The following is a 24,738-nucleotide window of genomic DNA, read 5'->3' as shown; positions in this document are numbered from 1 at the left end:
GAGCGGATCGGCGATGCGTGGCCCCCTCATCGCGCCACACGCCCGCCTCCGGGGGAAGATGGGTGGGTGATGTATGCCCAGACCTCGGCCCGACGCGCTCGCCAGGTGAGCGGTGACGTCTTCGTCCTCGCCTGGGTGGTGGCGTGGTGTTACGTGGCAACAGTCGTGCACCGGCTCGTTTCCGCCCTGGCCGAGCCGGCTCGCGCGCTCGCGAGTAGCGGCACCGAGTTCAACCAGACGATCCGCGACACCGGCGACAAGCTGGGGAGCATCCCGTGGGCTGGCGCGGACTTACAGGGAGCGATCAACCAGCTCGGCGGCCTTGGTTCCCAAGCAGCCAGCACCGGGACCGCGGCCGCTGCCACCATCGAACAATTAGCGTTCGTGCTGGCCTTCGTCGTGGCTGCAGCGCCCGCGCTCGGGCTGGCCATCCCTTGGATCAACCTGCGCCTGCGCTTCATCCGCCGCGCCGCAGCGGCGCGCCGATTCATCGACGCCGACTCCGACCTGGATCTGTTCGCGCTGCGGGCGCTGGCGCACCAGCCCATGCCGAAGCTGGCCCGCATCAGCGATGACCCGACCGGGGCCTGGCGACGGGGCGATCCTGAGATCACCCGGGCCCTGGCCGAATTGGAGCTGTTCGACGCAGGTCTGGTGCCGCCGCCGCGCCAGAGCTCACCTCAGGCCCGGCGCCCTCACCGCGAGTAGACCCGGATCTGGCGGTCCTGCTCGTCAGGCGTCCAGGTGGCCGCATCAGCAGGCACCTGTTCACCGCTTCGGATGTCCTTGACCGAGTCGGCGCCGCGCACCCCGTCCTCGCCCAGCGAGCCCGGGAACCATACGAAGGGGATGCCCCGGCGGTCGGCGAACTTGATCTGCTTACCGAACTTGGCCGCCGAGGGCGCCACCTCGCAGGCGATTCCGCGGGCCCGTAACGCGGCCGCGATACGCATGCACTCGGGGCGGTCCGTTTCAGCCGCGACGGAGATCAGGACCACGCTGGGGCTGGTGCGCGTGGCTTGCAGCGTCGGCATCAATCTGGCCACCAGCCGAGAGACCCCGATGGAGATCCCGACGCCGGGGTAGGTGGTGCGGTGGTCGCTGGCCAGGGAGTCATACCGCCCGCCCGAGCAGATCGAACCGTAGGACTCCTGGCCGATCAGTTGGGTCTCGTACACGGTGCCGGTGTAGTAATCCAGGCCACGGGCGACCTTCAGGTCGGCCACAAGAAGCCCCGGGGCGTGCTCGGCTGCCGCGTCCATCACCTGACACAGCGCGGCCAAGCCTTCATCCAGGGTCGGGTGCTGCACGCCCAGGGCGCGCACCTGGTCGGCGAAGCCGGAGTCGGCGGCGTTGATGCCGGCCAACGCCAGGCAGGAAGCTGCCTGGGAGTCATCCAACCCCGCCTCCATCAGCATCGTCGTCACGGCCGGCGCGCCGACCTTGTCCAGCTTGTCCACGATCCGCAACACCGGCACGATCATCTGCTCGTCGATGCCCAGACCGAGGTAGAAGCCCTCGGGGATCTTGCGGTTGTTGACCTGAATGCGGAACGGACCGATCGGCAGTTTGGCGAAGGCATCCGCGATGACCAGCGGCAACTCCACCTCGTAGTGGAAGGGCAACTGCCCGGCGTCGACGATGTCGATATCGGCCTGGATGAATTCGCGGTAGCGGCCCTCTTGCGGGCGTTCCCCGCGCCAGACCTTTTGAATCTGGTAGCGCCGGAAGGGGAAGGTGAGCTTGCCCGAGTTCTCCAAGACGTACCGGGCGAAGGGCACCGTCAAGTCGAAGTGCAGGCCGAGGTCGGCCTCCGCGCGAGCGGTCCGTGACCCCTCCTCCTCATCGCGCCCGGCCAGGCGGGAGATCGCGTAGATCTCCTTATCGGCGTCGCCGCCCTTGCCCAGCAGACGCTCGACGGGTTCCACGGCGCGGGTTTCGATCCCGGCGAAGCCATGCAACTCGAAGGTCTCGCGGATGACGTCGAGGAAGTGCTGCTCCACGGCGCGTTGCCCGGGTAGCCACTCGGGGAAGCCGCTGATGGGGGTGATCTTGGTCTGGTTCACGGGATGCGTCCTCGAGTCGTGCGGTGTGGGTGCGGCAGGGCGGGGCGGATACTCAGCGCAGATGCTGCAGGTAGGGGTTGGTGGCGCGCTCGCGCGCGATCGTCGTCGCGGGACCGTGTCCGGGGAAGACGATGGAATCGTCTGCTTCGGTGAGGATGACATCGCGCAGACTGCGCGTCATCGCCGCATCGTCCCCACCAGGCAGGTCGGTACGTCCGATGCCTCCCGCGAACAGGACATCACCGGCGAAGACGGTGCGCGTCAGCCCAGAGTCGGCGGGTAGCGCGCTGGGGATGTCTTCCACCGAGAAGATCACCGAGCCCTCGGTATGCCCCGGGGCATGGCGCACATGCACATCTAGGCCGCCCAGGTGCAGGTTGGCGGAGTCGGCGAAGGTGACGACGTCGTCCGGTTCCTTCCAGGCCAGCGCGGAACCGAACTGTGCCACCAGCATGGCGCGCAATTCCTCCCCCAACTGGTCCACGGGGTTCTCCAGCCGATAGGCATCGTCGTGATGAATATGGGCCGCCACCTGGTGGGCACCGCACACGGGCGTCACGGAGAAGGTGTGGTCGAGGTGGCCGTGCGTGAGTAACACAGCCGCCGGACGGAGCCGGTGGGCGCGTAAAACCTCCCCCAGGCGGTCGATCACCCCGACCCCGGGGTCGATGATGAGGCATTCTTCGCCTTCGGCGGGGGCGACGACAAAGCAGTTCGTCGCGAAGGCGGCGGCAGGAAATCCAAGCAAGAACACGCACCCAGCGTAGTCGGGTGTCCCGTTCGGGCCGCTCGCCAGTATCGTTAAGGGGGACGGCACCCTGACAGAACCGGCCGGAATCCCTCGCTGGACGAGAGAAACCCGGTCGGTGTCCCCCGACACGAAGGCCAACGCTGTGTCTGAGCACACCCCCACCCCGCAGGATCCGCAGCACGCTCCCCCTACCGAGCAGACCCCGGAACCGCCAGAGTTGAACGTGGCTGGCGAGGCGCAGTCTTCTCCTGAGGTGAACGGTGAGCTCCTGCCCCAACAAGGGGAAAACCCCGGCCCGGTCCAGGATGCGGCGGCAGCAGCGGCGACAGCCCCCTCCCCGACAATCCTGGCAGGTGACCCTCAGGGCGCCCACACCGATGCGGCGGCCGCCGCGCTGAGTAGCGAGCCCAGCTCCGAGGAACAGCCACAGGACCAGGCTCAAGACCAGGACCAGGACCAGAACGTGACGGCAGCCCCCGGCTCGCCGGATGCAGACGACCCCGCGCCACAGATCGCCGCTGCGCGCACCGTTCCCTCCCCGGGCGGGATGCCTGCTGCCGCGCAACAGCGCGCGCCGGCGCCGGTTCCCTCACCAGCACAGTTGGCCGCGCCCTCCCCGGCGTCGGTGCCCAGCGCGGCAGCCACCCCGACGCCGGTCCCCCCGGCGGTAGCCCCCTCCACCAGCGGAGCTGCAGCGTTCGGCCGGGTCGCCGAGGACGGCACGGTCTTCGTGCGCACCCCCGAGGGGGAACGCGAAGTCGGTTCCTATCCGGGCGCCAGCCCTGAAGAAGCTCTCGGCTACTTCGCCCGCAAGTTCGATGAGGTCGTCGCGCTAGCCGAGCTGCTGCACCAGCGCGTCACTCAGACCGATCTGTCCGCAAAAGACGCCACCGAGGGCCTGACCCGGCTGCGCGAGACGCTGGCCGACCTGCGCGCCGTCGGCGACCTGGCCGCCTTGCAAGCCAAGGTCGATTCGATTGCTGCCGCCGTTGAGCAGCGACGCGCCACCGAGGCCACCGCCCGGGCTGCTGCGCGCGAGGAGGCGCTTGCCAAACGGGAGCGGATCGTCAGCGAGGCCGAGACCATCGCTGCGCAGCCGGAACAGAAGGTGCAGTGGAAGGCCAGCAGCGGGCGCATGCGTGCCCTGCTGGATGAGTGGAAGGCCGCCCAGCGCGAGGGGCCGAAGCTTGAGCGCGACAGCGAGCAGGCACTGTGGCACCGACTCTCGGCCGCCCGCAACTCTTTCGACAAGATGCGCCGCGTGCACTTCGCTCAGCTCGGGCACAGCCAGGCCGAGGCCAAGGCTGCCAAGGAAGAACTGGTCGCCGAGGCAGAGCAGCTTGCCGACAGCGACGACTGGGGCGCCACTGCAGGGGCGTTCAAACGCTTGATGGATCGATGGCGCCAAGCAGGTCGCGCGGCGCGCGCCGACGATGACGCCTTGTGGGAGCGATTCAAGGCTGCGCAGGACCGTTTCTTCGCCGCCAAGGACGCCGTGGTCGCTGCCGAGAACGAAGAGTTCACGGCCAACCTGGCCGTCAAGGAGCAGCTGCTGGCCGAAGGCCAGGCCATCATTTCGATGACCGACCTGGAGGCCGCCAAGAAGGCCCTGCGCGCGCTGCAGGAGAAATGGGACGCTGCCGGGAAGGTGCCCCGCTCCGATATGGAACGGGTCGAGAAGGGCATGCGCCGAATCGAACAGTCCGTTCGGGACGCCGAAGATCGCAAGTGGAAGAAGAGTGACCCTGAGGTCGTCGCCCGCGCACGTAGCCTCGCCACCCAGCTCGAAGCTGCCGTAGCGGGTCTGCGCGAGGATCTGGCCAAGGCGCAGGAGAAGGGCAATGAGCGAGCCATCGCCAAGGCCCGCGAAGCCTTGGAGGCCCGCGAGGCGTGGTTGGCGCAGGCACGCGCCGGCCTCGAAGAATTCGGCGGCTGAGGACTCATCCGTTGCTTCTCGGGGGCGTTCCGCAAATGCGGGACGCCCCCGCTGGCGTAGCTGGCCCGGTCTGTATCCGCACCAGCTCCACGGCACCAGCTGCGCTCAGTGCCGGTTGCTCGGTGCTGGTTCCTGGCTGCCGCGCTGCTTTCAGAGCCGGGAAAGGAACTGTCGCGTCGCTTCGGTGCGCGGGGCATCGAAGATCTGCTGCGGAGGTCCCGATTCCACGATCACTCCGCCGTCCAGGTAAGCGACCGTGTTGGCCACCTGCCGCGCGAAACTCATCTCGTGGGTGGACAGGATCATCGTCATACCCTCAGCGGACAACTCCCGCAGCAGGTCGAGAACCTCCCCGACCAGCTCCGGGTCCAGGGCTGAGGTCACTTCGTCCAGCAGCATCAGCACCGGGTCGTTGACCAGCGCCCGCGCGATCGCCGCCCGCTGCTGCTGGCCGCCGGAGAGTTCATCCGGGCGAGCGTGGGCCTTGTCGGCCAAACCCACCCGGTCCAGCATCTCCATGGCGCGCTTGCGCGCAGTGGCAGCCGGGACCCCGTGCACCCGGCGCGGCGCCAAGGTGACGTTGTCCAGCACCGACAGGTGCGGGAACAAGTTGTAGGCCTGGAAGACCAAACCGATCTTGGAGCGCACGTCATCCACCCGCGCCCGAGGGTCGGTGATCTCCTCGCCCTGCAAGGTGATGATGCCGTCGTCGACCTGCTCCAGCAGGTTGATGCAGCGCAACAGTGTCGATTTGCCGGAGCCGGAGCGGCCGATGAGCACCACGCACTCCCCCGCTGCCACGTCCAGGTCGATGTCGTGCAGGACCACATGCTCATCGAAGGAGCACCGCACACCCTGCAGAGACAGCAGCGGCCCCTCGGCCTGCCGGGCCGGGCCGGACGCGGCCACAGCTTCGATGTCTTGGCTCGTCACACCATGCCTCCGGCGCCGTGGAACCCCTGGCGACGCCCCATCCAATCGGTGAAGCGGGCCATCGGGATCGTCAAACAGATGAACAACACCCCTGCCACCACGTACGGGGTGTAGTTGAAATCGGATGCCGTCTCGATCTGCGCGGCCCGCACCGCATCGACGACACCCAGGATGGAGATCAGACCGGAGTCCTTCTGCAGCGAGACCAGGTCGTTCATCAGCGGAGGCATCACCCGGCGCACCGCCTGCGGCAACACCACGAAGCGCAGCGTCTGCCCGTGGGTGAGGCCCAGGGAGCGGGCCGCGGCGCGCTGGGAGGGGTGCACCGACTCGATCCCGGCCCGGAACACCTCAGCGACGTAGGCGGTGTAGGAGAGCACCAACGCCACGCAGCCCCAGAACAGGAAGCTTGTCGGTAGACCCTGCAACCGCAAGGCGGGCGCGCCGTAGCCCAGCAGCAGCAACACCAGGATCAAGGGCAGGCCACGGAAGAGATCGACGTAGATCGTGGCCGCCAGACGCAACGGGAAGAAGACGGGTCCGCGCAGGGTGCGCGCGACTGCCACCAGCAGGCCCAGCACGGCGATGATCGCCCCGCAGACCACCATGATGCGCACGTTGAGCCACAGCCCCGCCAACACAGCCGGGAAGGACTCGACGGCCTTGTCCCAGTTGAAGTACGTCCAGCGAACCCGGGGCCAGCCGGGTGAACTCACTAGGAGCCAGGAGACCAGCGCAGCGAAGGCCAGCGTACTCAGCGCCGACAGCAGGACCGAGCGCCTCGCCTTGGACTTGCGGTACGCCGCGCGCCGCTGCTCATGCTGCGAAGGTGACCATTCCCGCGCACGAGTGTGCGCCGTCTGGCTACTCACCGTAGTTCGGGAGCGCCCTGGCCCTGAAGCCACTGCTGCTCCAGCTTGGAAAGCGTGCCATCCTCGCGCAACGCGTCCACCGCAGCGGAGACGCACGCAGTCAACGAGGAACCCTTGTCGAGCACGGCACCGAGCTGCTCGGTGTCGCCGCCGCTGGCGGGCAGCTGGCCCACGATGACGCCGTTGTCGAGTTGGGCGCCGATCATGTAGAACGCCGTCGGTAGATCCACGACCACGCCATCGATCTGTTTGTTCTTCAGCGCCTGCACGGCCAGGTCGTTGCTGTCGAAGACAGCCGGGGCCGTAGTGGGTTTGATCTGCTCGGTGATGGCGTTGTAGGAGGTGGTGCCAACCTGGGCGCCGAGCTTGGCACCGCTCAACTCCGAAACCTGTTTCTTCTGCGCGATGGGCGAGCCGGAGTAGGTCACCACGGCCTGACGTACGTCGTAGTAGCCGGAGGAGAAGTCCACCGCCTGACGTCGCTCGTCATTGATGGAGATCTGGTTCAGATCCAGGTCGAAGCTCTTGGGCCCCGGGGCGACCGCGGAGTTGAAGGGCACTGCCACCCAGTCGACCTCAGACTTTTCGAAGCCGAGCTGTTCAGCCACGGCGTAACCCACGGCCGATTCGTAGCCCTTGCCGTTGGCAGGGTCGTCATCGACGAACCACGGCGGGTAGGCGGGTTTGTCGGTACCGATCGTCATCCGCCCGGGTTTGACCAGCTTTAGAGACTCCTTGGCGCAGTCCGCGCCGGAGGTGAGCGCCGAAGGCGTCTCGGGGGCGCCTGCCTCCTCGACGGGCGCTGAGCAGCCGCCGATCAGGGTGACGCCAGCAGCCAGAGCGGTGAGAAGAAAGCGACGCGAACCCATGAGCGCACTCCACAAGACAGTGAGGGCGCGTCGTAGGTGCACGGCCCCCGCGGCGGGATTCTCCGGGGGGCGTCCCGGAGGGGCACCACCCTACTGCAGAGCCGGAGCGCTCCGGTCTGCCCGCCACACCCGAGTGGGCGGCTTGTCCCCCTACCCGGGTCGCACGGTCAGAGCCTGCGGTCTGCCTTACCTCCCGTGGTGCGGTACACGTCGAAGACGCCGTCGATGCGGCGCACCGCCTTGATCACGTGGTCCAGGTGACCCGGGTCGCCCATCTCGAACTGGAACTTGGACTGTGCCACGCGATCTCGTGAGGTCTTCACCGAGGCCGACAGGATGTTCACGTGGTGATCCGAGAGCACTCGGGTGACATCGGACAGCAACCTGCTGCGGTCCAACGCCTCCACCTGCAGTTGCACCAGGAACAGGCTGGAAGCCGAGGGTGCCCACTCAACCTCGATGATTCGTTCGGGGTGGCCTTGCAACCCGTCCACGTTGGTGCAGTCCGTCCGGTGCACCGAGACGCCGGTGCCCCGGGTGGTGAAGCCGATGATCTCGTCCGGGGGCATGGGAGCGCAGCAACGCGCCAACCGGGTGTAGACGTTCGAGACGCCCTTGACCACCACGCCGGGATCGGTGGCGCTGCCTCGGGTGCGCCGCTGCGGGGCGAAGCCGGGCAGCGTCGCCTCAGCGAGGTCCTCTTCGGCGCCGTCCTCGCCGCCGTGCGTGGCCACGACCCGCTCCACGATGCTCTGCGCCGAGACGGTGTTCTGACCGACTGCGGCATACAGCGCGTCGATGTCGGCAAAACGTAGCTCGCTGGCCAGGGTTTGCAGCGTTTCGGCCGTGATGAGGCGTTGCAGTGGCAGGTTGCGCTTCTTCATCGCCTGCGCGATCGCAGTCTTGCCCTGCTCGATCGCTTCCTCGCGGCGCTCCTTGGAGAACCACTGCCGGATCTTGTTGCGGGCCCGCGGCGACTTCACGAACGTCAGCCAGTCCTGGGAAGGCCCGGCGCCGTCGGTCTTGCTGGTGAGGATCTCGACGACGTCGCCGTTCTCCAGCTGGCTCTCCAACGGGACCAGTCGCCCGTTGACCCGCCCACCGATGCAGTGGTGGCCGACCTCGGTGTGCACGGCGTAGGCGAAGTCGACCGGGGTCGAACCCAAGGGCAGCGCAATCACACCGCCCTTGGGCGTGAAGACGTACACCTCGCGAGCGTTGATCTCATACCGCAGGGAGTCCAGGAACTCGCCCGGGTCGGCCGTCTCCCGCTGCCAGTCAAGCAACTGACGCAGCCAGGCCATGTCGGTCATCGAATCGCCGGGGGCATCCCCCGGCTGGGGGGTGCCTGCAGCGACCGTCCCGCTGACTTCCTTGTACTTCCAATGCGCAGCCACGCCGTATTCGGCCCGGCGGTGCATGGTGTGGGTGCGGATCTGGATCTCCACCGGTTTGCCTTCAGGCCCGATCACCGTCGTGTGCAACGACTGGTACATGTTGAACTTGGGCATCGCGATGTAGTCCTTGAACCGCCCCGGCATCGGCTTCCATCGGGCATGCATCGCCCCCAGTGCCGCGTAGCAGTCGCGCACCGTCTCCACCAGCACCCGCACGGCCACGAGGTCGTAGATGTCTTCGAAGTCCCGGCCGCGCACGACTATCTTCTGGTACACGGAGTAGTAGTGCTTGGGGCGCCCCGTCACGGTCGCGGCGATCCGCGAGACCCGCAGGTCCTCAGCCACCTGGTCCTTGACGCTGGCCAGGTATTCCTCACGGGCCGGGGCCCGCTCCGCCACCATCCGCACGATCTCGTCGTACACCTTGGGGTACAGCGTGGCGAACGCCAGGTCCTCGAGTTCCCATTTGATGGTGTTCATGCCCAGCCGGTGAGCAAGCGGCGCGTAGATCTCCAGCGTCTCGCGGGCCTTTTTCTCGGCGGAGGAGCGTGAGACATAACGCCAGGTCCGGGCGTTATGCAGCCGGTCGGCGAGCTTGATGACCAGAACCCGGATGTCGCGGGCCATGGCGATGACCATCTTGCGCACAGTCTCGGCCTGGGCCGCGTCGCCGTAGCGCACCTTGTCCAGTTTGGTGACGCCATCGACGAGCATCGCGATCTCTTCGCCGAACTCTGCGCGCAGGTCGTCCAGGGAGTACGAGGTGTCCTCGACCGTGTCGTGCAACAACGCGGCCGCCAGCGTCACCGGTGTCATCCCGAGCTCGGCCAGGATCGTTGTCACCGCCAACGGATGCGTGATGTAGGGGTCGCCGTTCGCCCGCTCCTGGCCTTCGTGGGAGCGCTCAGCCACCTCGTAGGCGCGTTCGATGACCGAGACATCCGCTTTGGGGTGGGTGGCCCGCACGGTGCGTAGCAACGGCTCCAGAACCGGGTGGGCGTGGTGGCGAGAGCCCAGCCGCGCGATACGGGCGCGCAGCGAGGACGACGAGCCGGTCGTCGTAGGAGCAGCCGTAGCGCCCTCAGGGCCGCCAGCTGCGGCGGGACGCTCGCTGGCTGTGGTCGACCCTGAGGTGTCAGTCATGCAGAAAGTGTAGGTCTCAGCGGCTACAGGACCAGGACCGACGCCAACTCGCGTCCGTTCAACGCGGCGCGGCCGCCCAATGCCGCGATCTCCACGACGACGTCGACACCGACGACGGTGCCGCCCAGCCGCTCGACCAGGTCGCAGGCCGCAGCCGCGGTCCCCCCGGTGGCGAGCACATCGTCCATGATCAGTACCCGGGTTCCGGGAACGAACGCATCCGCGTGGATCTCGATGGTGGCCTGCCCGTACTCCAGGGCGTAGCTGGCCGCGTGGACCCGGGAGGGCAGCTTGCCCGCCTTACGGATGGGAACGAACCCCACGCCCATCGCGTAGGCCGTGGCGGCCCCCATCATGAAGCCGCGGGCTTCGATACCGACCACCGCGTCCACCCGCCCCGAGAAGCGGGCGACTGCGTCGTCGACCACGGCCGAGAATGCGACGTGGTCGGCCAACAGCGGCGTGAAGTCCTTGAAGGAGACCCCCGGTTTAGGAAAGTCCGGGATGTCGCGCAGACGAGAGGAAACGAGTTCGGCGAGTTGACTTTGAGGCACGATGGTTGAATCTACCGCTTGGACCTGGGTGGGCGCTTGGGCTGGTTGCGCGGACCTCGTTGGGCGTAAGGATGTACGGGGCGCCCGGAGAGCGTCCGCTCCTGACTGGGACCATCGGCGAGGCCGGCCGAGCCGGTGCGTGCACCGGGCTGGAAAGCGGTGGCACCGCCGGTTGCTGCGACTCCCCCACGCTTCGCGCCGGCGGCCACCGGCGCGGCGACCTGGGGCTGGACGGCCTGGTGCCGTTCCACTCGCTGGCGCAGCTTGATCATCGCCGGCTCGCGCTCGCGCAGCTGCGCCAGCATCGGGGTGGCGATGAAGATCGAGCTGTACGTGCCGACGATGATGCCCACGAACAGCGCCAACGCCAGGTCCAACAGCGTGCCCGGGCCGATGATCGTCGCGCCGACGATGAGGATCGCCGCGACCGGCAACAGCGCCACCACCGAGGTGTTGATGGAACGGACCAACGTCTGGTTGACGGCCTGGTTGGCTGCCTGGGAGTAGGTCTGGTGGCCGCGGCGCAAGGCGTCGGTGGTGTTCTCACGGACCTTGTCGAACACGACGACCGTGTCGTACAGCGAGTAGCCCAGGATCGTCAGGAAGCCGATCATCGAGGCCGGGGTGACTTCGAAACCGGCCAGGGAATAGATCCCGACCGTGAGGATGATGTCGTGGGCAAGTGCCACCAGTGCCGCCAGTGACATCTTCCAGGTGCGGAAGTAGACCGCGAGCACGATGGAGACCAGTCCCAGGAACCACAGCAGAGCCTGCAGCGCCTGCTTGGAGACCGACTGGCCCCAGGAGGGGCCGATCACGGAGGATTGCACGTCGGTCGGGGTTACCTTGAACTCTTTGGCCAGGCCCGCCCGCACGTCCTGAGCCCGACGGTCGTCGAATCGTTCGGTCTGAATGCGCACGTCGTCACCGCCCACGCGGGTGACCGACACCTTTTCGACCTTACCGACGTCAGTGACCACCTTGGCGGCACGCGACTCGTAGTCCGGGAGCTGTCCGACGTTGGCGATCCGGAAGTCCGAGCCACCGGTGAACTCGATTCCGAAGTTGATCCCCCGCATCATTAGCCCGGCGACCATGATGGCCAGCAGCACGGCGGAGATGAGGTACCAGCGCTTGACGCGGCCGACGAACTCGATGGAGCGCCGACCCGTGTACAGGTCATTGCCGAAGTTGCTGAAGCGGCTCATGCGAGGCTCTCCTCGGGCTGGACAGGACCGTGAGCTGCGGAGTCACGAGCAAAACGACCCCGGCCCCGGTAGCGGGTTCCGGAAACCCCGAGGGTCTCGGCAGAGAAGCCGGACCATGGGTGGCCGCTGCTGAAGAAGTCAGTTCGAGACAGGATCGACAGCAACGGATGCGTGAACAGGAAGACGACGATGAGGTCGAGCACCGTGGTCAGAATCAGCACGAAGGCGAAACCGCGAACGTTGCTGGCGGCCAACACGTACAGCACGACGGCTGCAAGCAGGTTGACCCCGTCGGAGATCAAGATCGTGCGTTTGGCGCGATCCCAGCCGGCTTCCACAGCCGAGGGCAAGGAGCGGCCGTCACGCACTTCATCTCGGACACGTTCGAAGTACACGATGAAGGAGTCCGCAGTGGTTCCGATGGCAACGATCGCACCGGTGACCCCAGCCATCGTCAAGCGCAGGTTGTACCCCCACCCGAACAAGGTCAGCGCCAGGTAGGTCAGGATGGCCACGATGATCAACGAGGAGACCGTCACCAGCCCCAGTGCGCGGTACTGCGCCAGCGAGTACAGGACGACCAGGAACAATCCGATCGCCCCGGCGATGAGACCCTTCTGGAGCTGATCGCCACCCACGGTCGGGCTGATCTGCTCGGCACTCTGGACCGTGAACGAGATCGGCAAGGCGCCGAACTTGAGCTGGTCGGCGAGCATCTGGGATTCCTCGACGGTGAAGTCACCGCTGATTTCCGCCCGGCCGTCCCGGATTGCGTTGGAGAAGTAGGGCGCAGAGATGACCTTGTTGTCCAGGACGACTGCGAGCTGGTTACGCGGCCGGTCCAGGCCGACCATGTAAGCACTGATAGCGCCGTAGTCATCCCGCGCCTCGGGCGTGGTGGCCAGATCGACCTTGTAGCCGCCGGTGGGCTGGCCCTGGTCGTTGGTCGCCGGGCCGGAGGTGGCATCGGCAAGCTGGTCACCGTTCAGGACCGACGGACCGAGTAGGTACTTCACCGGCCTGCTCGCGTCACAGACCGCGGCCGGGACGGTGGTGTCTTCCTCGGCCGGGTTGTAGATCTGCTGTGACTTGCAGTCCAACGTCATGATCTGTTCCACGTACTGAGGCGCGGAGAGCCAGGCTTCACTCGTGGCGTATTCGACCCGCTTCTTCGGGTCTTTCCACTGTTCAGGGGTCAGCGCGGCCAGCCCGGGCGCGACCTCTTTGGTCTTGGGCGCCTTGAGCACCTCGGTCGGGGCCGGCGTCGGGGCACCGGTGGCGGCGGGTACGGGGGCCTTCTTCAAGGCTTGAGGAGCCACACCGTTAGCGCTGGTCCTGTTCGCCGTGGGGGTGGCAGCCGCACTCGGCTTGGCCGCGCCTGGCTTGGCCGCACCCGGCTTAGCCGAGGCCGCACCGCTGGGAACAGCATTCGGCGAACCGCTGGGGGCCCCACTGGGGGCTGCGCTGGGGGAACCGGAGGGTGTCGGCGCGGGCGCCTCTTCAGTGGGCAGCTCAGCCAGCACCGGACGGAAACGCATCTGCGAAGACTGCCGCAGCGCATCTTCCTGCGCCTTGGACATCGCCCCGGGGACGGCCACCACGACATTGCTTCCCAACGTGGCGACTTCGGCCTCGGCTACGCCTTGACCATCCACACGAGCCCGCATGATGTCCACGGCCTGAGCCAATTGTTCAGCGCTGACGGTCTCACCTTCGCGGACCTGCGGGGCGAGCACCATCTGGGTGCCGCCTTCCAGGTCCAAACCGAGTTTGACCGTCCACTGTGCTCCAGCCCAGGTGACGGCTGAGGCAAGACCGATGATCATCGCCAAGGCGATGGCCATCAATACGCTCAACGATCGCCACGCCGCCCGGTTGTGCGGGTTGCGCGCCACGTTCAACTCCTGTCGTTCAGGTCGGGAAACTCGGTCTGCTCGACCCCGGGAGTGCTGTCCGCGGCCGGGGCGCGCGTCTGCAGCGCCGGCACGTCCGCGGTGCGACCGGAGACAGTGCGCCGGTCGATACGAATAACGACGCCACGGCTGACTTCCAGCTGGAGGACGGGACCCTCGGCGCCGACGAGTCGACCGATGACGCCTCCGACAGTCACCACTTCGTCGCCGACAGCCAGCGAAGACTGCATAGAAGACACCTCCCGCTGGCGGCGGCGCTGGGATACAAGCATCCAGACCATGAGCGCCATGAGCAGCAGCAGGGGAAACATCCCCAAAATGGAATCGTTCATGCAGACAGCATCCTCACCGATGGTGACGTCGTGCGCGTCGGTTACGGTGCGTCCCCCCGCACCGTATGTCGCGTGGCCCATACCGGGCACCCGCTCGAGTTTAGGTGACGCTCAGGCATGCACGCCAACAAGCCGCGCCGAACACGCTTTTCCTGAACCATTCCTGACCTTTGCCGGGCCGAAAACCCGCGCAGCGAGCACCGGACAGCTGGGGTCACTCACGGGGCGAAGCGCCCCGTCTCTGTCGACAACGGCAGCGCCTCCTGACCTTCGTCGAGTTGCCCGCCGCCGAACATCGCCATCCCGGGCGGTGCCGCCAAACCCAGATGCTGCCAGGCCAGGGCGCTGGGGACCCGACCGCGGGGGGTGCGCACCATGAATCCTTCGCGCACCAGATACGGCTCGGCGACAGTCTCCACAGTGTCGGGTTCTTCTCCGACCGCCACCGCTAAGGTCGACAGCCCGACGGGGCCACCGGCAAATCTTCGACAGAGCGCATCCAGGACGGCCCGGTCGAGACGGTCCAGTCCGCGGGCGTCCACGTCGAACAGTTTCAGCGCAGCTTGGGCAGCTTCCAGGTCGACCACCGACTGCCCGTGAACCTGGGCGTAGTCGCGCACTCGGCGCAGCAACCGGTTGGCGATCCGGGGTGTGCCTCGTGAGCGCCGCGCGATCTCCAGGATGCCTGCCGGTTCCGAGTCCACCTGCAGCAAACGTGCCGAACGGGTCACGATGGCGACCAGGTCCTCGACGTCGTAATAGTCCAGATGCGCGGTGAACCCGAAGCGATCCCGCAGCGGGGCCGGCAACAGACCGGCGCGAGTGGTCGCCCCGATCACCGTGAAGGGCGCCAACTCCAGCGGGATCGCAGTCGCCCCAGGCCCCTTCCCGACGACGATATCGACCCGGAAATCCTCCATCGCCAGATACAGCATCTCTTCCGCTGCCCGGCTCATCCGGTGGATCTCGTCCAGGAAGAGCACCTCGCCTTCGCTGAGCGACGACAGGATCGAGGCGAGGTCACCCGCATGTTGAATCGCCGGGCCGCTGGTGACCCGGATCGGCGCTTCCAGTTCGGTGGCCGCAATCATCGCCAGAGTCGTCTTGCCCAGCCCGGGAGGGCCCGAGAGCAGAATGTGGTCCGGCACCCTGCCGCGGCGCCGGGCGGCCTCAAGGATGAGGGCCAACTGTTCCCGTACCCGGGGCTGGCCGGGGAACTGCGAGAGTCGCCGCGGACGAAGCGCCGCTTCGACGCGGCCGTCATCATCCTCATCCAGCGAGCCCGGGTCGACGATGCGAGCGGTGGCATCGATGGACCCGTCCTGATATTCCTGCGCCCCGTAGGAACCGGCCTGAGTCATCGTGCCTCTTCCCGTCTGCGCGGCGTCGCAACTGCGAACCACATGTCAGCGCCCCAATTCCCGAAGTGCCGCTTTGAGCAGCGTCGGCACGTCAGGCCCGCCGACTCCGCTGACGACCTCACCGCGGGAAAGCACCGCTTCGATCCCGGTTTCGGCCTGCTTGGCGTTCCAACCGAGCCCGACCAGCGCGTCGCGGACCTGATCGCGCCACGGCCCTTGGGCGGCGGGGGTCTCGATGTTCGTGGGCGACTGCCCTGGCGAGTCAGCAAGACCCAGGAGTTTGTCGCGCAGTTCCAAGACGAGCCGTTCGGCCCCTTTCTTGCCGATGCCGGGGACGCGGGTCAACACCGCGATGTCGCCGCCGCTGACCGCCGCCGCCACCTCCCCCGGTGACAGCACCGCCAGCATGGCAAGGGCCAAACGTGGTCCCACACCGGAGACCGTCTGCACGATCTCGAACACGGAACGCTCGTCGGCGGAGGCGAAGCCGTACAGGGTCAGGGAGTCCTCGCGCACGACGAGGCTGGTCGCCAGCATCGTCTGGCTGCCGAGGCGTTGCGCGGCGGCCGTCCCGGGTGTGGTGTGGACGAGCACGCCCACCCCGCCGAGCTGAACGACGACCCGATCAAGGCCGACATCGAGAACGGTTCCTTCTACGGATGCGATCATCTGTTCCCCTCCGAGCCGGTTGCGCCCCGTGCCGTCCTGGTCGCCTCCACATCCTTGCCCATCCCGGTGACAACCCGGCACGAAGCCGTGGCAAGCCGGCTGGTCATCGCCGCGACGCCGCTACGGCAGCCTCGATGCGCGCCTGGGCTCCCCCGCGCCAGATGTGGCAGACAGCCAGCGCCAAGGCATCGGCCGCATCTGCCGGCTTGGGTGGAGTGTCCAAACGCAGGATGCGGGTGATCATCGCGGTGACCTGGGCCTTGTCCGCACGGCCGTTACCGCTCACCGCAGCCTTGACCTCGCTGGGGGTGTGCAGCGCCAGCGGCAGGCCCGCGCGCGCGGCCGCCAGCATCGCCACTGCGCTGGCCTGGGCAGTACCCATGATGGTGCTGACATCGCCACGGGCGAAGACCCGTTCGACGGCCACAGCGTCAGGCTGGTGGTGCGCCACCCAGGATTCGATCTCATCAGACAACGCAAGCAGGCGCTGCGGGGTGGGATCGGCGCTGGGGGTGCGCGCCACCCCCACCGCGATCATCCGCAAAGGTTGACCGACTCCTCCTTCGACCACACCCAACCCGCAGCGGGTCAGACCGGGGTCGACCCCGAGTACGCGCATGGCCGCACCTTCCATCAGACACCTGTTCGATAGCGAGGCTAGCGGACGCGTCTCGGGCCCGCGGGAGCGACCCGCGGGCCCGAGAAGGGGATGTGCAATCAGGAGCGCTTACGTGACCGATCCGCCCGAAGGGTGCGTGCCGCGTCAGCCGCTTCGCGGCGCATGTCCTCGATGTCGGCCATCTTGTTCTGCGTCCACGGCACCAGCAGCAACAGCACCACAGCAACGACCAGGGTGATGCCGCCCAGGGCGTAGTAGTAGGTGGCGTCGGTGAAGTCCGACATCGCCTTGATCAGCAGTGCCGCCACACCCTGGCCAGCAGCCGAGGTCAGCAGCCACAGGGCCATCGCTTGGCTGGCGAAGGCGCGCGGGGCAAGCATCGTGGTAGCGGACAGTCCGACCGGGGAGATGAACAGCTCGGCGACCGTCTGCAGCACGAAGACCGCGCCCAGGAACCAGAACGGAGCCAAGGCGGAACCGCCGGGCCACGTCTGGAATCCCCAGCCCATCAGCAACGCCGACAGCCCGACGAGGAACACCGCCAGGGAGAACTTCATCGCGGTCTGCGGGAAACGACCGGCGCGGCGGGTGAAGTACCAGCCCAGCAACGGCGCCAGGAGCACGATAGCGGCCGGGTTGATCGACTGGTACCACTCCGGCGGGATCATGAACGAGCCCACGGTCAAGTCAGTGTTCTTGTCCGCGAACGTGGCCATCTTGCCGGCAGCCTGCTCGAAGATCATGAAGAACAGGGCGCCACCCATCCACAACGGGATGTAGGCCCACAGGTGCGAGCGCTCCACGTCGTTGACCTTGGGGCTGCGGAACATGATGAGGAAGTACGCCACCGCGGAGCCGATGGAGATCGCCGAGACGGTGTCAATGATCGCGGCCGGGGCATTGCCTTCGATGAGATTGAAGATGAGGAACAGCACGTAGGCACCGATGAGGATGCCCACCAGGTAGATGCCGAGGCGCTTCTTCTCAGCAGCGTTCATCGGGTTCGGCACCTGGGCGCCGATGCCCTTCAAAGTGCGGCGACCACCGACGAAGGCGACTAGCGCCAGAGCCATACCGACCGCGGCGGCAGCGAAGCCCGCGTGGTAGCCCCAGGTGTTCTTCAGCCAGGCCACCAGCAACGGGGACAGGAACGCGCCGATGTTGATCGACATGTAGAAGATCTGGAAGCCGGCGTCGCGACGAGGGTCGTCCCGGTCATACAGCGCCCCGACCATCGTCGAAAGGTTGGGTTTGATGAAGCCGGTACCGACGGCGACCAGGCAGATACCGACCCAGGCGGTAGCGGTGGCCGGCACTGCCAGGCAGATGTGGCCGGCCATAATGACGATGCCGCCCCAGAACACGCAGTGCCAGGGGCCCAGGATCCGGTCCGCTACGTAACCACCGGGGATCGCCAGCAGGTAGACGGCCGCCCCGTAGGTCGCCAGGATCGCTTCACCGGTGTTCTGCGCAATGCCAAGACCACCGTTGGCGATCGTGTCGACGATGAAGTAGAGCAGGATGGCGCGCATTCCGTAATACGAGAAGCGCTCCCAAAACTCGACCTGGAACATCCATGCCAGCCCGCCTGGGTGTCCTATAAAGCGCCGGTCGTCCAGGCTGCTCGGCCGGGATCCTGGCGGGACCGCCTCCGGCTCGTGTGTGACGGACACAGTTCGCTCCTTCTGGTTGTCGGCTGCAACGGGGGGTGCGGTTTTGGCATCCTGCTCGTAAAGGGGTGCATCAGGCGGGCAATTCGCCCAACTGCACGGCGAAACACTACGCCCGGGAATAGCTAATGTCCCGCTTTTACGAACTCTGGCGATCAGCTGATTTTCACATCGCACCGACGACAAGCGGCCCGGAAATGAAGGCTGGGGCCGCTGCCCGTGGCAGCGACCCCAGCATTCCTACACGTGTTCGGACAACAGCGGTCCGCGCGAAATCAGTCCTCGTCCTCATCCAGCGCGGCGGCGACCTCTTCGGACATGTCTCCGTTGACGTAGACGTTCTGCACATCGTCGCTGTCTTCCAGAGCGTCCACGACTCGCAGCATCTTGCGGGCGCCGTCCACGTCCAGGGGGACTACCAGGTTGGGGACGAACTCGGCCTCGGCCGAGTCGTAATCGACGCCGGCTTCCTGCAGGGCGGTGCGCACCGCAACGAAGTCGGTGGCCTCGGACAGAATGCGGAAGCTGTCACCGTAGTCTTCGACGTCTTCAGCCCCTGCGTCCAGAACGACCTCGAGCAGGGCGTCCTCACTCGTCTGGCCGTCCTTCTGTTCTTTGGGCACCATGACGACGCCCTTGCGGGCGAAGTTGTAAGCGACGCTGCCGGGGTCGGCCAACGAGCCGCCGTTACGGCTCAGCGCGACTCGTACCTCGGTCGCGGCGCGGTTGCGGTTGTCGGTGAGGCACTCGATGAGCACGGCCACACCACCGGGGGCATAGCCCTCGTACATGATCGTCTGCCAGTCCGCGCCGCCGGCCTCTGCGCCGGAGCCACGTTTGACGGCGCGATCGATGTTGTCGTTGGGTACGGAGGACTTCTTCGCCTTCTGCACCGCGTCGAACAACGTCGGGTTGCCGTTGATGTCGCCGCCGCCCGTGCGGGCCGCCACTTCGATGTTCTTGATGAGCTTCGCGAAGAGCTTGCCCCGCTTGGCGTCAATCGCAGCCTTCTTGTGCTTGGTCGTCGCCCACTTGGAGTGACCACTCATCGCAATCTCCTACCTGCAGTTTTCTGTGTGCCCGCATCCAGCGGGCCGACGGCCCACCGCTGGCGGCGCCGCTAGGAATCAAGCGCAGCAACGCATGCAGTGTCCGAGGTCCTCAGCGATCCTACCGAGCCTGCGCCTCAGGTCCGAAACCTGCGGGGCGCGGCGCCCGATCAGCCCCGGTCGACAGTGCGTACCAGGTCCACGAAATAGCGGTGTACGCGCAGATCGCCGGTGACTTCGGGGTGAAAAGCGGTGGCCAGGGCGTTGCCTTGCCGGACCGCCACGATTGCGCCGCGTCGCGCGCCGCAGGGCACCCGAGCCAGCACCTGAACCTGCTCGCCGACCTCTTGCACCCACGGGGCGCGGATGAATACGGCCCGCATGAGGCCGGGCGAATCAGCCGTTCCAGCGATGCCCTGCACCGGCAGGTCCGCTTCGAAGGAGTCGACTTGGCGGCCGAAAGCATTGCGCTGCACGAGCATGTCGATACCGCCGAGGGTCTGTTGGCCGCGATGGGCGTCCACGAGTCGTTGGGCCAGCAGGATCATCCCGGCGCACGATCCGTACACGGGTAGGCCGCCGCTGATGCGTTCCCGCAGCGGTTCGGCCAGCTCGAAGGCACGCAGCAGTTTGTCGATGGTGGTGGACTCCCCGCCGGGAAGGACCAAGCCCTGCACCCGGGTCAGTTCACTTGCGCGACGGACCGGTTCGGCGCGGGCTCCGCATGCGGCCAGCGCCTGAAGATGTTCGCGGGCATCCCCTTGGACAGCGAGGACTCCGATCACGGGTGCTGAGGTCACTGCCGAAGCGTAGACGCTGTCGGACCAGACCGGCTCCGCGATCAGCGACTCTCACCCCGGATCCCTGATGCTCGATGCGGGTTGCACGGTCAGGGCCTCAGGACGGCGCGACCGGGTCAGTCGGGCAGTCGTCGCGCCATGAGGTATTTGCGCGATCCGGAGACGGAAACCACGTCGGCGTCGGTGTCCTGCAGTTCGGCCACGACCCACGGGTGCTGTTGATGCACGATGTCGGACTCGCGCACGACACGCCATCCCAGTACGCCCTGTTCGTTGAGCAACGCCATCGCATTGCCCTTGACGCCGACGTCCAGTTGGTGCCCGTTCGCGCTCAAGGTGCGTCGAAAGCTCACCGGCCCCGAGCGGCGGTGGGCGATACCGACGATGAGCTCTTGGTACTCGTACTTCTCGGCATCGTGGGTCATGCCCCCCTCATCGGCCGAAATCCCCTCGCGCAAAGCCCCTTGACCTCAGGGCTGCGCCTGCGCCTGCCGGGGCGGCCGCACCGGCAGGGAACCAGGCTCGGTCCCGGGCCGGGTCGACCTCACCAGCCGCGTTCGGAGAGCCGATGCGGCTGGGGGATCTCGTCGACGTTGATGCCGACCATGGCCTCGCCCAGGCCGCGCGAGACCGAGGCGATGGTGTCGGGGTCGTCGTAGAAGGTGGTGGCCTTCACGATCGCGGCAGCACGCTGGGCCGGGTTGCCGGCCTTGAAGATGCCCGAGCCGACGAAGACACCTTCGGCGCCGAGCTGCATCATCATGGCCGCGTCAGCCGGGGTGGCGATGCCGCCCGCGGTGAACAGCACGACGGGCAGCTTGCCGGCCTGGGCGACCTCGCACACCAGGTCGTAAGGAGCCTGGAGTTCCTTGGCGGCAACGTACAGCTCGTCGGGGCTCATCGAGCAGAGGCGGTTGATCTGGCTGCGGATGCTGCGCATGTGCATGGTGGCGTTGGAGACGTCGCCGGTGCCGGCCTCACCTTTGGAACGGATCATCGCCGCGCCTTCGGTGATGCGGCGCAACGCCTCGCCCAGGTTGGTCGCCCCGCACACGAAGGGCACGGTGAACTTCCACTTGTCGATGTGATTGGCGTAGTCCGCCGGCGTGAGCACCTCGGACTCGTCGATGTAATCCACGCCGAGGCTCTGCAGCACCTGCGCCTCGACGAAGTGCCCGATGCGCGCTTTGGCCATGACGGGAATCGAGACAGCTTCGATGATCCCGTCGATCATGTCGGGGTCGCTCATCCGCGAGACGCCGCCCTGGGCCCGAATGTCAGCCGGCACCCGCTCCAGCGCCATGACGGCCACGGCGCCCGCGTCCTCGGCGATCTTGGCCTGGTCGGGGGTGACGACATCCATGATGACGCCGCCCTTGAGCATCTCGGCCATGCCGCGTTTGACGCGGGAGGTGCCGGTGAGGGGCGTGGGGTTCTTTTCAGACACGATGAGGGCTCTTTTCACCGGGGCGCCAGAACGAAACCGGCGCCTTGACTGGGATGCCGTGGCAGTCTACGGCCTGGCTGTGCCGTGCCCGGTGACGTTCGCTGAACTGTCCGCGAGCGACGTCTGCCGCTTGACGCTGGCCATTCGCTGCACAACGGTGACGGCGCTGGCCACCGCCAGGATCGCCAGCACGACCGTCAGCACGATCTCTGGCAGGTCGAATAAACCGGTGAGGCCGGTGGCGACCAGAACCACGACGAGCCGATCGGCTCGCTCGGCGATCCCGCCCTTGGCATCAACCCCCAGCCCTTCGGCCCGGGCCCGGGCGTAGCTGACCATGAACCCGAACACGAGACAGGCCAGGGCGAACCAGGCGGTCAGATGCCCGTCGGGTTGCGCTGCGAAGTACATGAGGATGCCGCCGAGAACCGAGGCGTCCCCGATCCGATCCAGCGTCGAGTCGAGAAAGGCGCCCCACGGGCTGGCTCGCCCGGAAAGGCGGGCCATCGTGCCATCGAGCGTGTCAGAGAAGACGAAGAGAGTGACGACCAGAGTTCCCCACCCGAACTCCCCGCGTGGGAAGAACCAGAGTGCGCCCCCGATGACCCCGATTGCGCCAATGATCGTCACGGCGTCAGGGCTGAACCCTAACTTCAGCAACGCTTTGGCAAATGGTGTGAGAAGGCGGCGAACGAACGCCTGCGCGAGACGGCTCAGCATGGTGGGTACAGACTACCGGGCAGCCGATCCGCGGCGTACGCGAGCGGGGGCTGCTCGGCAACTCGTCGTGGCGGCGCCCCACATCGGTGCCCGGCGGCGTTCACCGCCGGCGCTAGTCACGCTACGGGTGCGGCTCGGATGTGGTTTGCCCCATCGGCCACCCTAACCTTTCGGCGCTGGTCGTTGCGGGGCGTCACGGTGTGGTTTATCAGTCAACCGAGCAGGGTTGTCCGTGCCCGCGAAGCGGACGCACAGTTGAGCATGGGCAGACAAGACACCACCACCACGTCCCCGGTCCCGGCTTCGCCTGAGGTCCTGCGTAACGTCGTTCTCGTAGGACCCAGCGGCTCGGGCAAGACCCGGCTCTTCGACCATCTGTTGGCCAAGACCACTGCGGGGTATCGCCCACCAAATCGTGGTGATGACCGTTCCACCCAGCTCCAAGTCGCGTCGGTGACCAGTGGGGACATCGTCCTGAACCTCATCGACACCCCCGGCTATCCCGACTTCGTCGGTGAGTTGCGCGCTGGTCTGCGCGCCGCTGATGCCGCCCTCTTCGTCATCTCCGCTTCCGAAGGTATTGACGCTGCCACCCGGGCGCTCTGGCACGAGTGCAAGCAGGCCGGCGCGCCGCTGGCGGTGGCCTTGACCAAACTGGACACCGGCACCGCTGACTTCGACGACGCGATCGTCGCCTGCCAGGACGCCTTCGGTGAGGGCGTCATGCCGCTGGGTGTCCCCCAGTTGGCTCCCGGTGGCGACTTGAGCGCCATCGTCGACCTCGTCCTGGGTGAGGTGCACGACTACACCGGCGCGGAACGCGTGGTGCGCCCGACGACCAACGACCACATAGGCATCTTCGATACCTACCACGGGCCGCTGATGGAGGGGATCATCCAGGAGGCTGAGGACGACTCGCTACTGGAGCGCTACCTGGGAGGCGAGCAGATCGGCTTCGAGATCGTCGAGGAAGCCCTACTGACCGCAGTCGCTCGCGGATCCTTCCACCCGGTGGTGCCGGTTTCGGTCGGGACCGGAGCGGGCATCGACGTGGTCCTGCACCTGATCAAGGCGGCTTTCCCGGCGCCCTCGCAGGCGATCCGACCCACGGCGTTCCGCACCAATGGCGGCGACACCCCGCCGTTGGAGGCCGACCCGGCCCAGCCGTTGGTCGCCCAGGTCATCAAGACCACCAGCGATGCTTACGTGGGCCACATCGCGCTGGTGCGGGTCTTCCGTGGGACCTTGCAAGCAGATCAGACCGTTCACGTCTCCGGGCATCTGGGCAGCTTCACCACCCAGGACGCCGCTGAACACCAGGACCACGACGAAGAGGTCCGGGTCGGCCCGTTGGCCTCCCCGTTGGGCGATGAACTGCGACCCAAGGCCAAGGCCATTGCCGGGGACTTGGCCATCGTGCAGAAACTGCCGGCGGCGGCCACCTCGGACACGTTGAGCGACAAAGACACTCCCCTGCTCGTGCAACCGTGGACGATGCCGGAGGCACTGTTGCCGGCCGCTATCAAGCCCGCAACGCGCGGAGACGAGGACAAACTCCCCAACGCCCTACAACGCCTGGCCGGATCCGACCCCTCGCTGCGTGTGGAGCACAACTCCGAAACCAGCCAGATCGTGCTGTGGACCATGGGCCAGACCCACCTCGACCTCGTCCTGAACCGGCTCAAGGACGAGCTCAACGTGGCGGTCGAAGTCGAACCGATGCGGATCGCGCTGCGGGAGACGTTCGTAGCCAACGCCAGCGCCAAGGGACGGCACGTGAAGCAGAGCGGCGGCCACGGCCAGTACGCCATCTGCGACATCGAAGTCGAACCGCTGGAGCGCGGCGCCGGCTTCGAGTTCGTCGACAAGGTCGTTGGAGGTGCGGTACCGCGTCAGTTCATCCCCAGCGTCGAAAAGGGTGTCCGGGCCCAATTGGAGAAGGGCGTCGTGGCCGGGTACCCGATGGTCGACGTGCGGGTCACGCTCTTCGACGGCAAGGCACACTCGGTGGATTCCTCCGATGCCGCCTTCCAGATGGCGGGTGCACTGGCGCTGAAGGAGGCCGCCGCATCCCCGGGCGCGGTCTCGCTGTTGGAGCCCGTCGACCTGCTGACGGTGACGGTCGCAGATGACTACGTAGGTGCGGTGATGACCGATGCCCAGGGCCGGCGCGGACGTATCCAGGGCAGCGAACCGGCCGAGCAGGACGGGTTCTCGGTCATCAAGGCCGAGGTGCCTCAGCTGGAGTTGTCGCGTTATGCCATCGACCTGCGCTCCATCAGCCACGGGTCGGGATACTTCGAGCGTCAGATGATCGGCTACGAGGCCATGCCGCCCCACTTGGCCGAGGAGCATCTGACCAAGAACTGAGGTTTCACTCTGCCCAACTGCCTGTCCGGGCGCGCTCGCGACCGGGCAGGCAGTTGCCA

22 protein-coding genes are annotated in these 24,738 nt (G+C 66.8%); 3 read left to right on the top strand and 19 right to left on the bottom strand.

Annotation, left to right across the window (positions count from 1 at the left end):
* Positions 1-66 precede the first annotated feature (66 nt).
* Positions 67-708 (top strand): hypothetical protein, encoded by a 642-nt coding sequence (locus G9V96_RS01405; protein ID WP_168581432.1) that lies wholly within the window; start codon positions 67-69, stop codon positions 706-708.
* Here the strand turns inward: G9V96_RS01405 and hisS are convergent.
* A complete protein-coding gene (hisS, locus tag G9V96_RS01400) occupies positions 696-2,066 on the bottom strand; it encodes a histidine--tRNA ligase (RefSeq protein ID WP_226913369.1) in 1,371 nt (456 codons plus the stop codon). The genes G9V96_RS01405 and hisS overlap by 13 nt on opposite strands.
* A gap of 52 nt (positions 2,067-2,118) precedes the next feature.
* Positions 2,119-2,820, bottom strand: coding sequence for an MBL fold metallo-hydrolase (locus G9V96_RS01395; protein WP_168581430.1), 702 nt, complete (start codon positions 2,818-2,820; stop codon positions 2,119-2,121).
* 139 nt (positions 2,821-2,959) lie between these two features.
* Between G9V96_RS01395 and G9V96_RS01390 the strand changes: the two genes are divergently transcribed.
* Positions 2,960-4,753 carry a DUF349 domain-containing protein gene (locus G9V96_RS01390; protein ID WP_226913368.1) on the top strand — a complete coding sequence of 598 codons (1,794 nt, stop codon included), beginning with the start codon at positions 2,960-2,962 and terminating at the stop codon, positions 4,751-4,753.
* A 150-nt stretch (positions 4,754-4,903) separates the two neighbouring features.
* Here the strand turns inward: G9V96_RS01390 and G9V96_RS01385 are convergent, their stop codons facing one another.
* The 17 genes from G9V96_RS01385 to pgsA form a co-directional block, all read right to left on the bottom strand.
* Complete coding sequence (locus G9V96_RS01385) at positions 4,904-5,686, bottom strand: amino acid ABC transporter ATP-binding protein (protein ID WP_319643819.1); 783 nt, start codon at positions 5,684-5,686, stop codon at positions 4,904-4,906.
* Positions 5,683-6,558, bottom strand: a complete 876-nt coding sequence (locus tag G9V96_RS01380; RefSeq protein WP_210424438.1) for an amino acid ABC transporter permease — start codon at positions 6,556-6,558, stop codon at positions 5,683-5,685. Before G9V96_RS01380 ends, G9V96_RS01385 begins: the two co-directional genes overlap by 4 nt.
* Positions 6,555-7,427 carry an ABC transporter substrate-binding protein gene (locus G9V96_RS01375; protein WP_168581428.1) on the bottom strand — a complete coding sequence of 291 codons (873 nt, stop codon included), beginning with the start codon at positions 7,425-7,427 and terminating at the stop codon, positions 6,555-6,557. The genes G9V96_RS01380 and G9V96_RS01375 overlap by 4 nt, the downstream gene beginning before the upstream one ends.
* A 167-nt stretch (positions 7,428-7,594) precedes the next feature.
* The gene (locus tag G9V96_RS01370) at positions 7,595-9,967 is read right to left on the bottom strand and encodes a RelA/SpoT family protein (protein WP_168581427.1); all 2,373 of its coding nucleotides are present in this window, start codon (positions 9,965-9,967) and stop codon (positions 7,595-7,597) included.
* A 23-nt stretch (positions 9,968-9,990) separates the two neighbouring features.
* Positions 9,991-10,521, bottom strand: a complete 531-nt coding sequence (locus G9V96_RS01365; RefSeq protein WP_168581426.1) for an adenine phosphoribosyltransferase — start codon at positions 10,519-10,521, stop codon at positions 9,991-9,993.
* A gap of 11 nt (positions 10,522-10,532) precedes the next feature.
* Positions 10,533-11,729: a protein translocase subunit SecF gene (gene secF, locus G9V96_RS01360; RefSeq protein ID WP_168581425.1), complete on the bottom strand. Its 1,197-nt coding sequence runs from the start codon at positions 11,727-11,729 to the stop codon at positions 10,533-10,535.
* On the bottom strand, positions 11,726-13,624 hold the full coding sequence (secD, locus tag G9V96_RS01355) for a protein translocase subunit SecD (protein WP_226913367.1): 1,899 nt from the start codon (positions 13,622-13,624) through the stop codon (positions 11,726-11,728). Before secD ends, secF begins: the two co-directional genes overlap by 4 nt.
* Positions 13,625-13,626: 2 nt before the next feature.
* Positions 13,627-13,974, bottom strand: a complete 348-nt coding sequence (gene yajC, locus G9V96_RS01350) for a preprotein translocase subunit YajC (protein WP_168581424.1) — start codon at positions 13,972-13,974, stop codon at positions 13,627-13,629.
* A gap of 218 nt (positions 13,975-14,192) precedes the next feature.
* Positions 14,193-15,335: a Holliday junction branch migration DNA helicase RuvB gene (gene ruvB / locus G9V96_RS01345; RefSeq protein ID WP_168581423.1), complete on the bottom strand. Its 1,143-nt coding sequence runs from the start codon at positions 15,333-15,335 to the stop codon at positions 14,193-14,195.
* 45 nt (positions 15,336-15,380) lie between these two features.
* Positions 15,381-16,004, bottom strand: coding sequence for a Holliday junction branch migration protein RuvA (gene ruvA, locus G9V96_RS01340; protein WP_168581422.1), 624 nt, complete (start codon positions 16,002-16,004; stop codon positions 15,381-15,383).
* Positions 16,005-16,107: 103 nt separating this feature from the next.
* Positions 16,108-16,623: a crossover junction endodeoxyribonuclease RuvC gene (gene ruvC / locus G9V96_RS01335; RefSeq protein WP_168581421.1), complete on the bottom strand. Its 516-nt coding sequence runs from the start codon at positions 16,621-16,623 to the stop codon at positions 16,108-16,110.
* A gap of 98 nt (positions 16,624-16,721) precedes the next feature.
* Complete coding sequence (locus G9V96_RS01330) at positions 16,722-18,296, bottom strand: peptide MFS transporter (protein ID WP_226913366.1); 1,575 nt, start codon at positions 18,294-18,296, stop codon at positions 16,722-16,724.
* A 272-nt stretch (positions 18,297-18,568) separates the two neighbouring features.
* Positions 18,569-19,342, bottom strand: coding sequence for a YebC/PmpR family DNA-binding transcriptional regulator (locus G9V96_RS01325; RefSeq protein WP_168581420.1), 774 nt, complete (start codon positions 19,340-19,342; stop codon positions 18,569-18,571).
* Positions 19,343-19,512: 170 nt separating this feature from the next.
* The gene (pdxT, locus tag G9V96_RS01320) at positions 19,513-20,142 is read right to left on the bottom strand and encodes a pyridoxal 5'-phosphate synthase glutaminase subunit PdxT (protein WP_168581419.1); all 630 of its coding nucleotides are present in this window, start codon (positions 20,140-20,142) and stop codon (positions 19,513-19,515) included.
* Positions 20,143-20,258: 116 nt separating this feature from the next.
* A complete protein-coding gene (locus G9V96_RS01315; protein WP_168581418.1) occupies positions 20,259-20,567 on the bottom strand; it encodes a hypothetical protein in 309 nt (102 codons plus the stop codon).
* Positions 20,568-20,686: 119 nt separating this feature from the next.
* Positions 20,687-21,589 (bottom strand): pyridoxal 5'-phosphate synthase lyase subunit PdxS, encoded by a 903-nt coding sequence (pdxS, locus tag G9V96_RS01310; RefSeq protein WP_168581417.1) that lies wholly within the window; start codon positions 21,587-21,589, stop codon positions 20,687-20,689.
* Between the two features lie 66 nt (positions 21,590-21,655).
* Entirely contained in the window at positions 21,656-22,309 is a 654-nt protein-coding gene (gene pgsA / locus G9V96_RS01305) for a phosphatidylinositol phosphate synthase (RefSeq protein ID WP_168581416.1), read from the bottom strand.
* Positions 22,310-22,570: 261 nt separating this feature from the next.
* On the opposite strand from pgsA, the gene G9V96_RS01300 reads away from it, so the two are divergent.
* On the top strand, positions 22,571-24,679 hold the full coding sequence (locus G9V96_RS01300; protein WP_168581415.1) for an elongation factor G-like protein EF-G2: 2,109 nt from the start codon (positions 22,571-22,573) through the stop codon (positions 24,677-24,679).
* The last annotated feature ends 59 nt before the right edge of the window (positions 24,680-24,738 follow it).

The sequence above is a fragment of the Gephyromycinifex aptenodytis genome (assembly GCF_012277275.1).
Lineage (GTDB): Bacteria > Actinomycetota > Actinomycetes > Actinomycetales > Dermatophilaceae > Gephyromycinifex > Gephyromycinifex aptenodytis.
The sequence above is the reverse complement of the archived record's forward strand: the minus strand, read 5'-3'. Positions and strand labels throughout refer to the sequence as shown.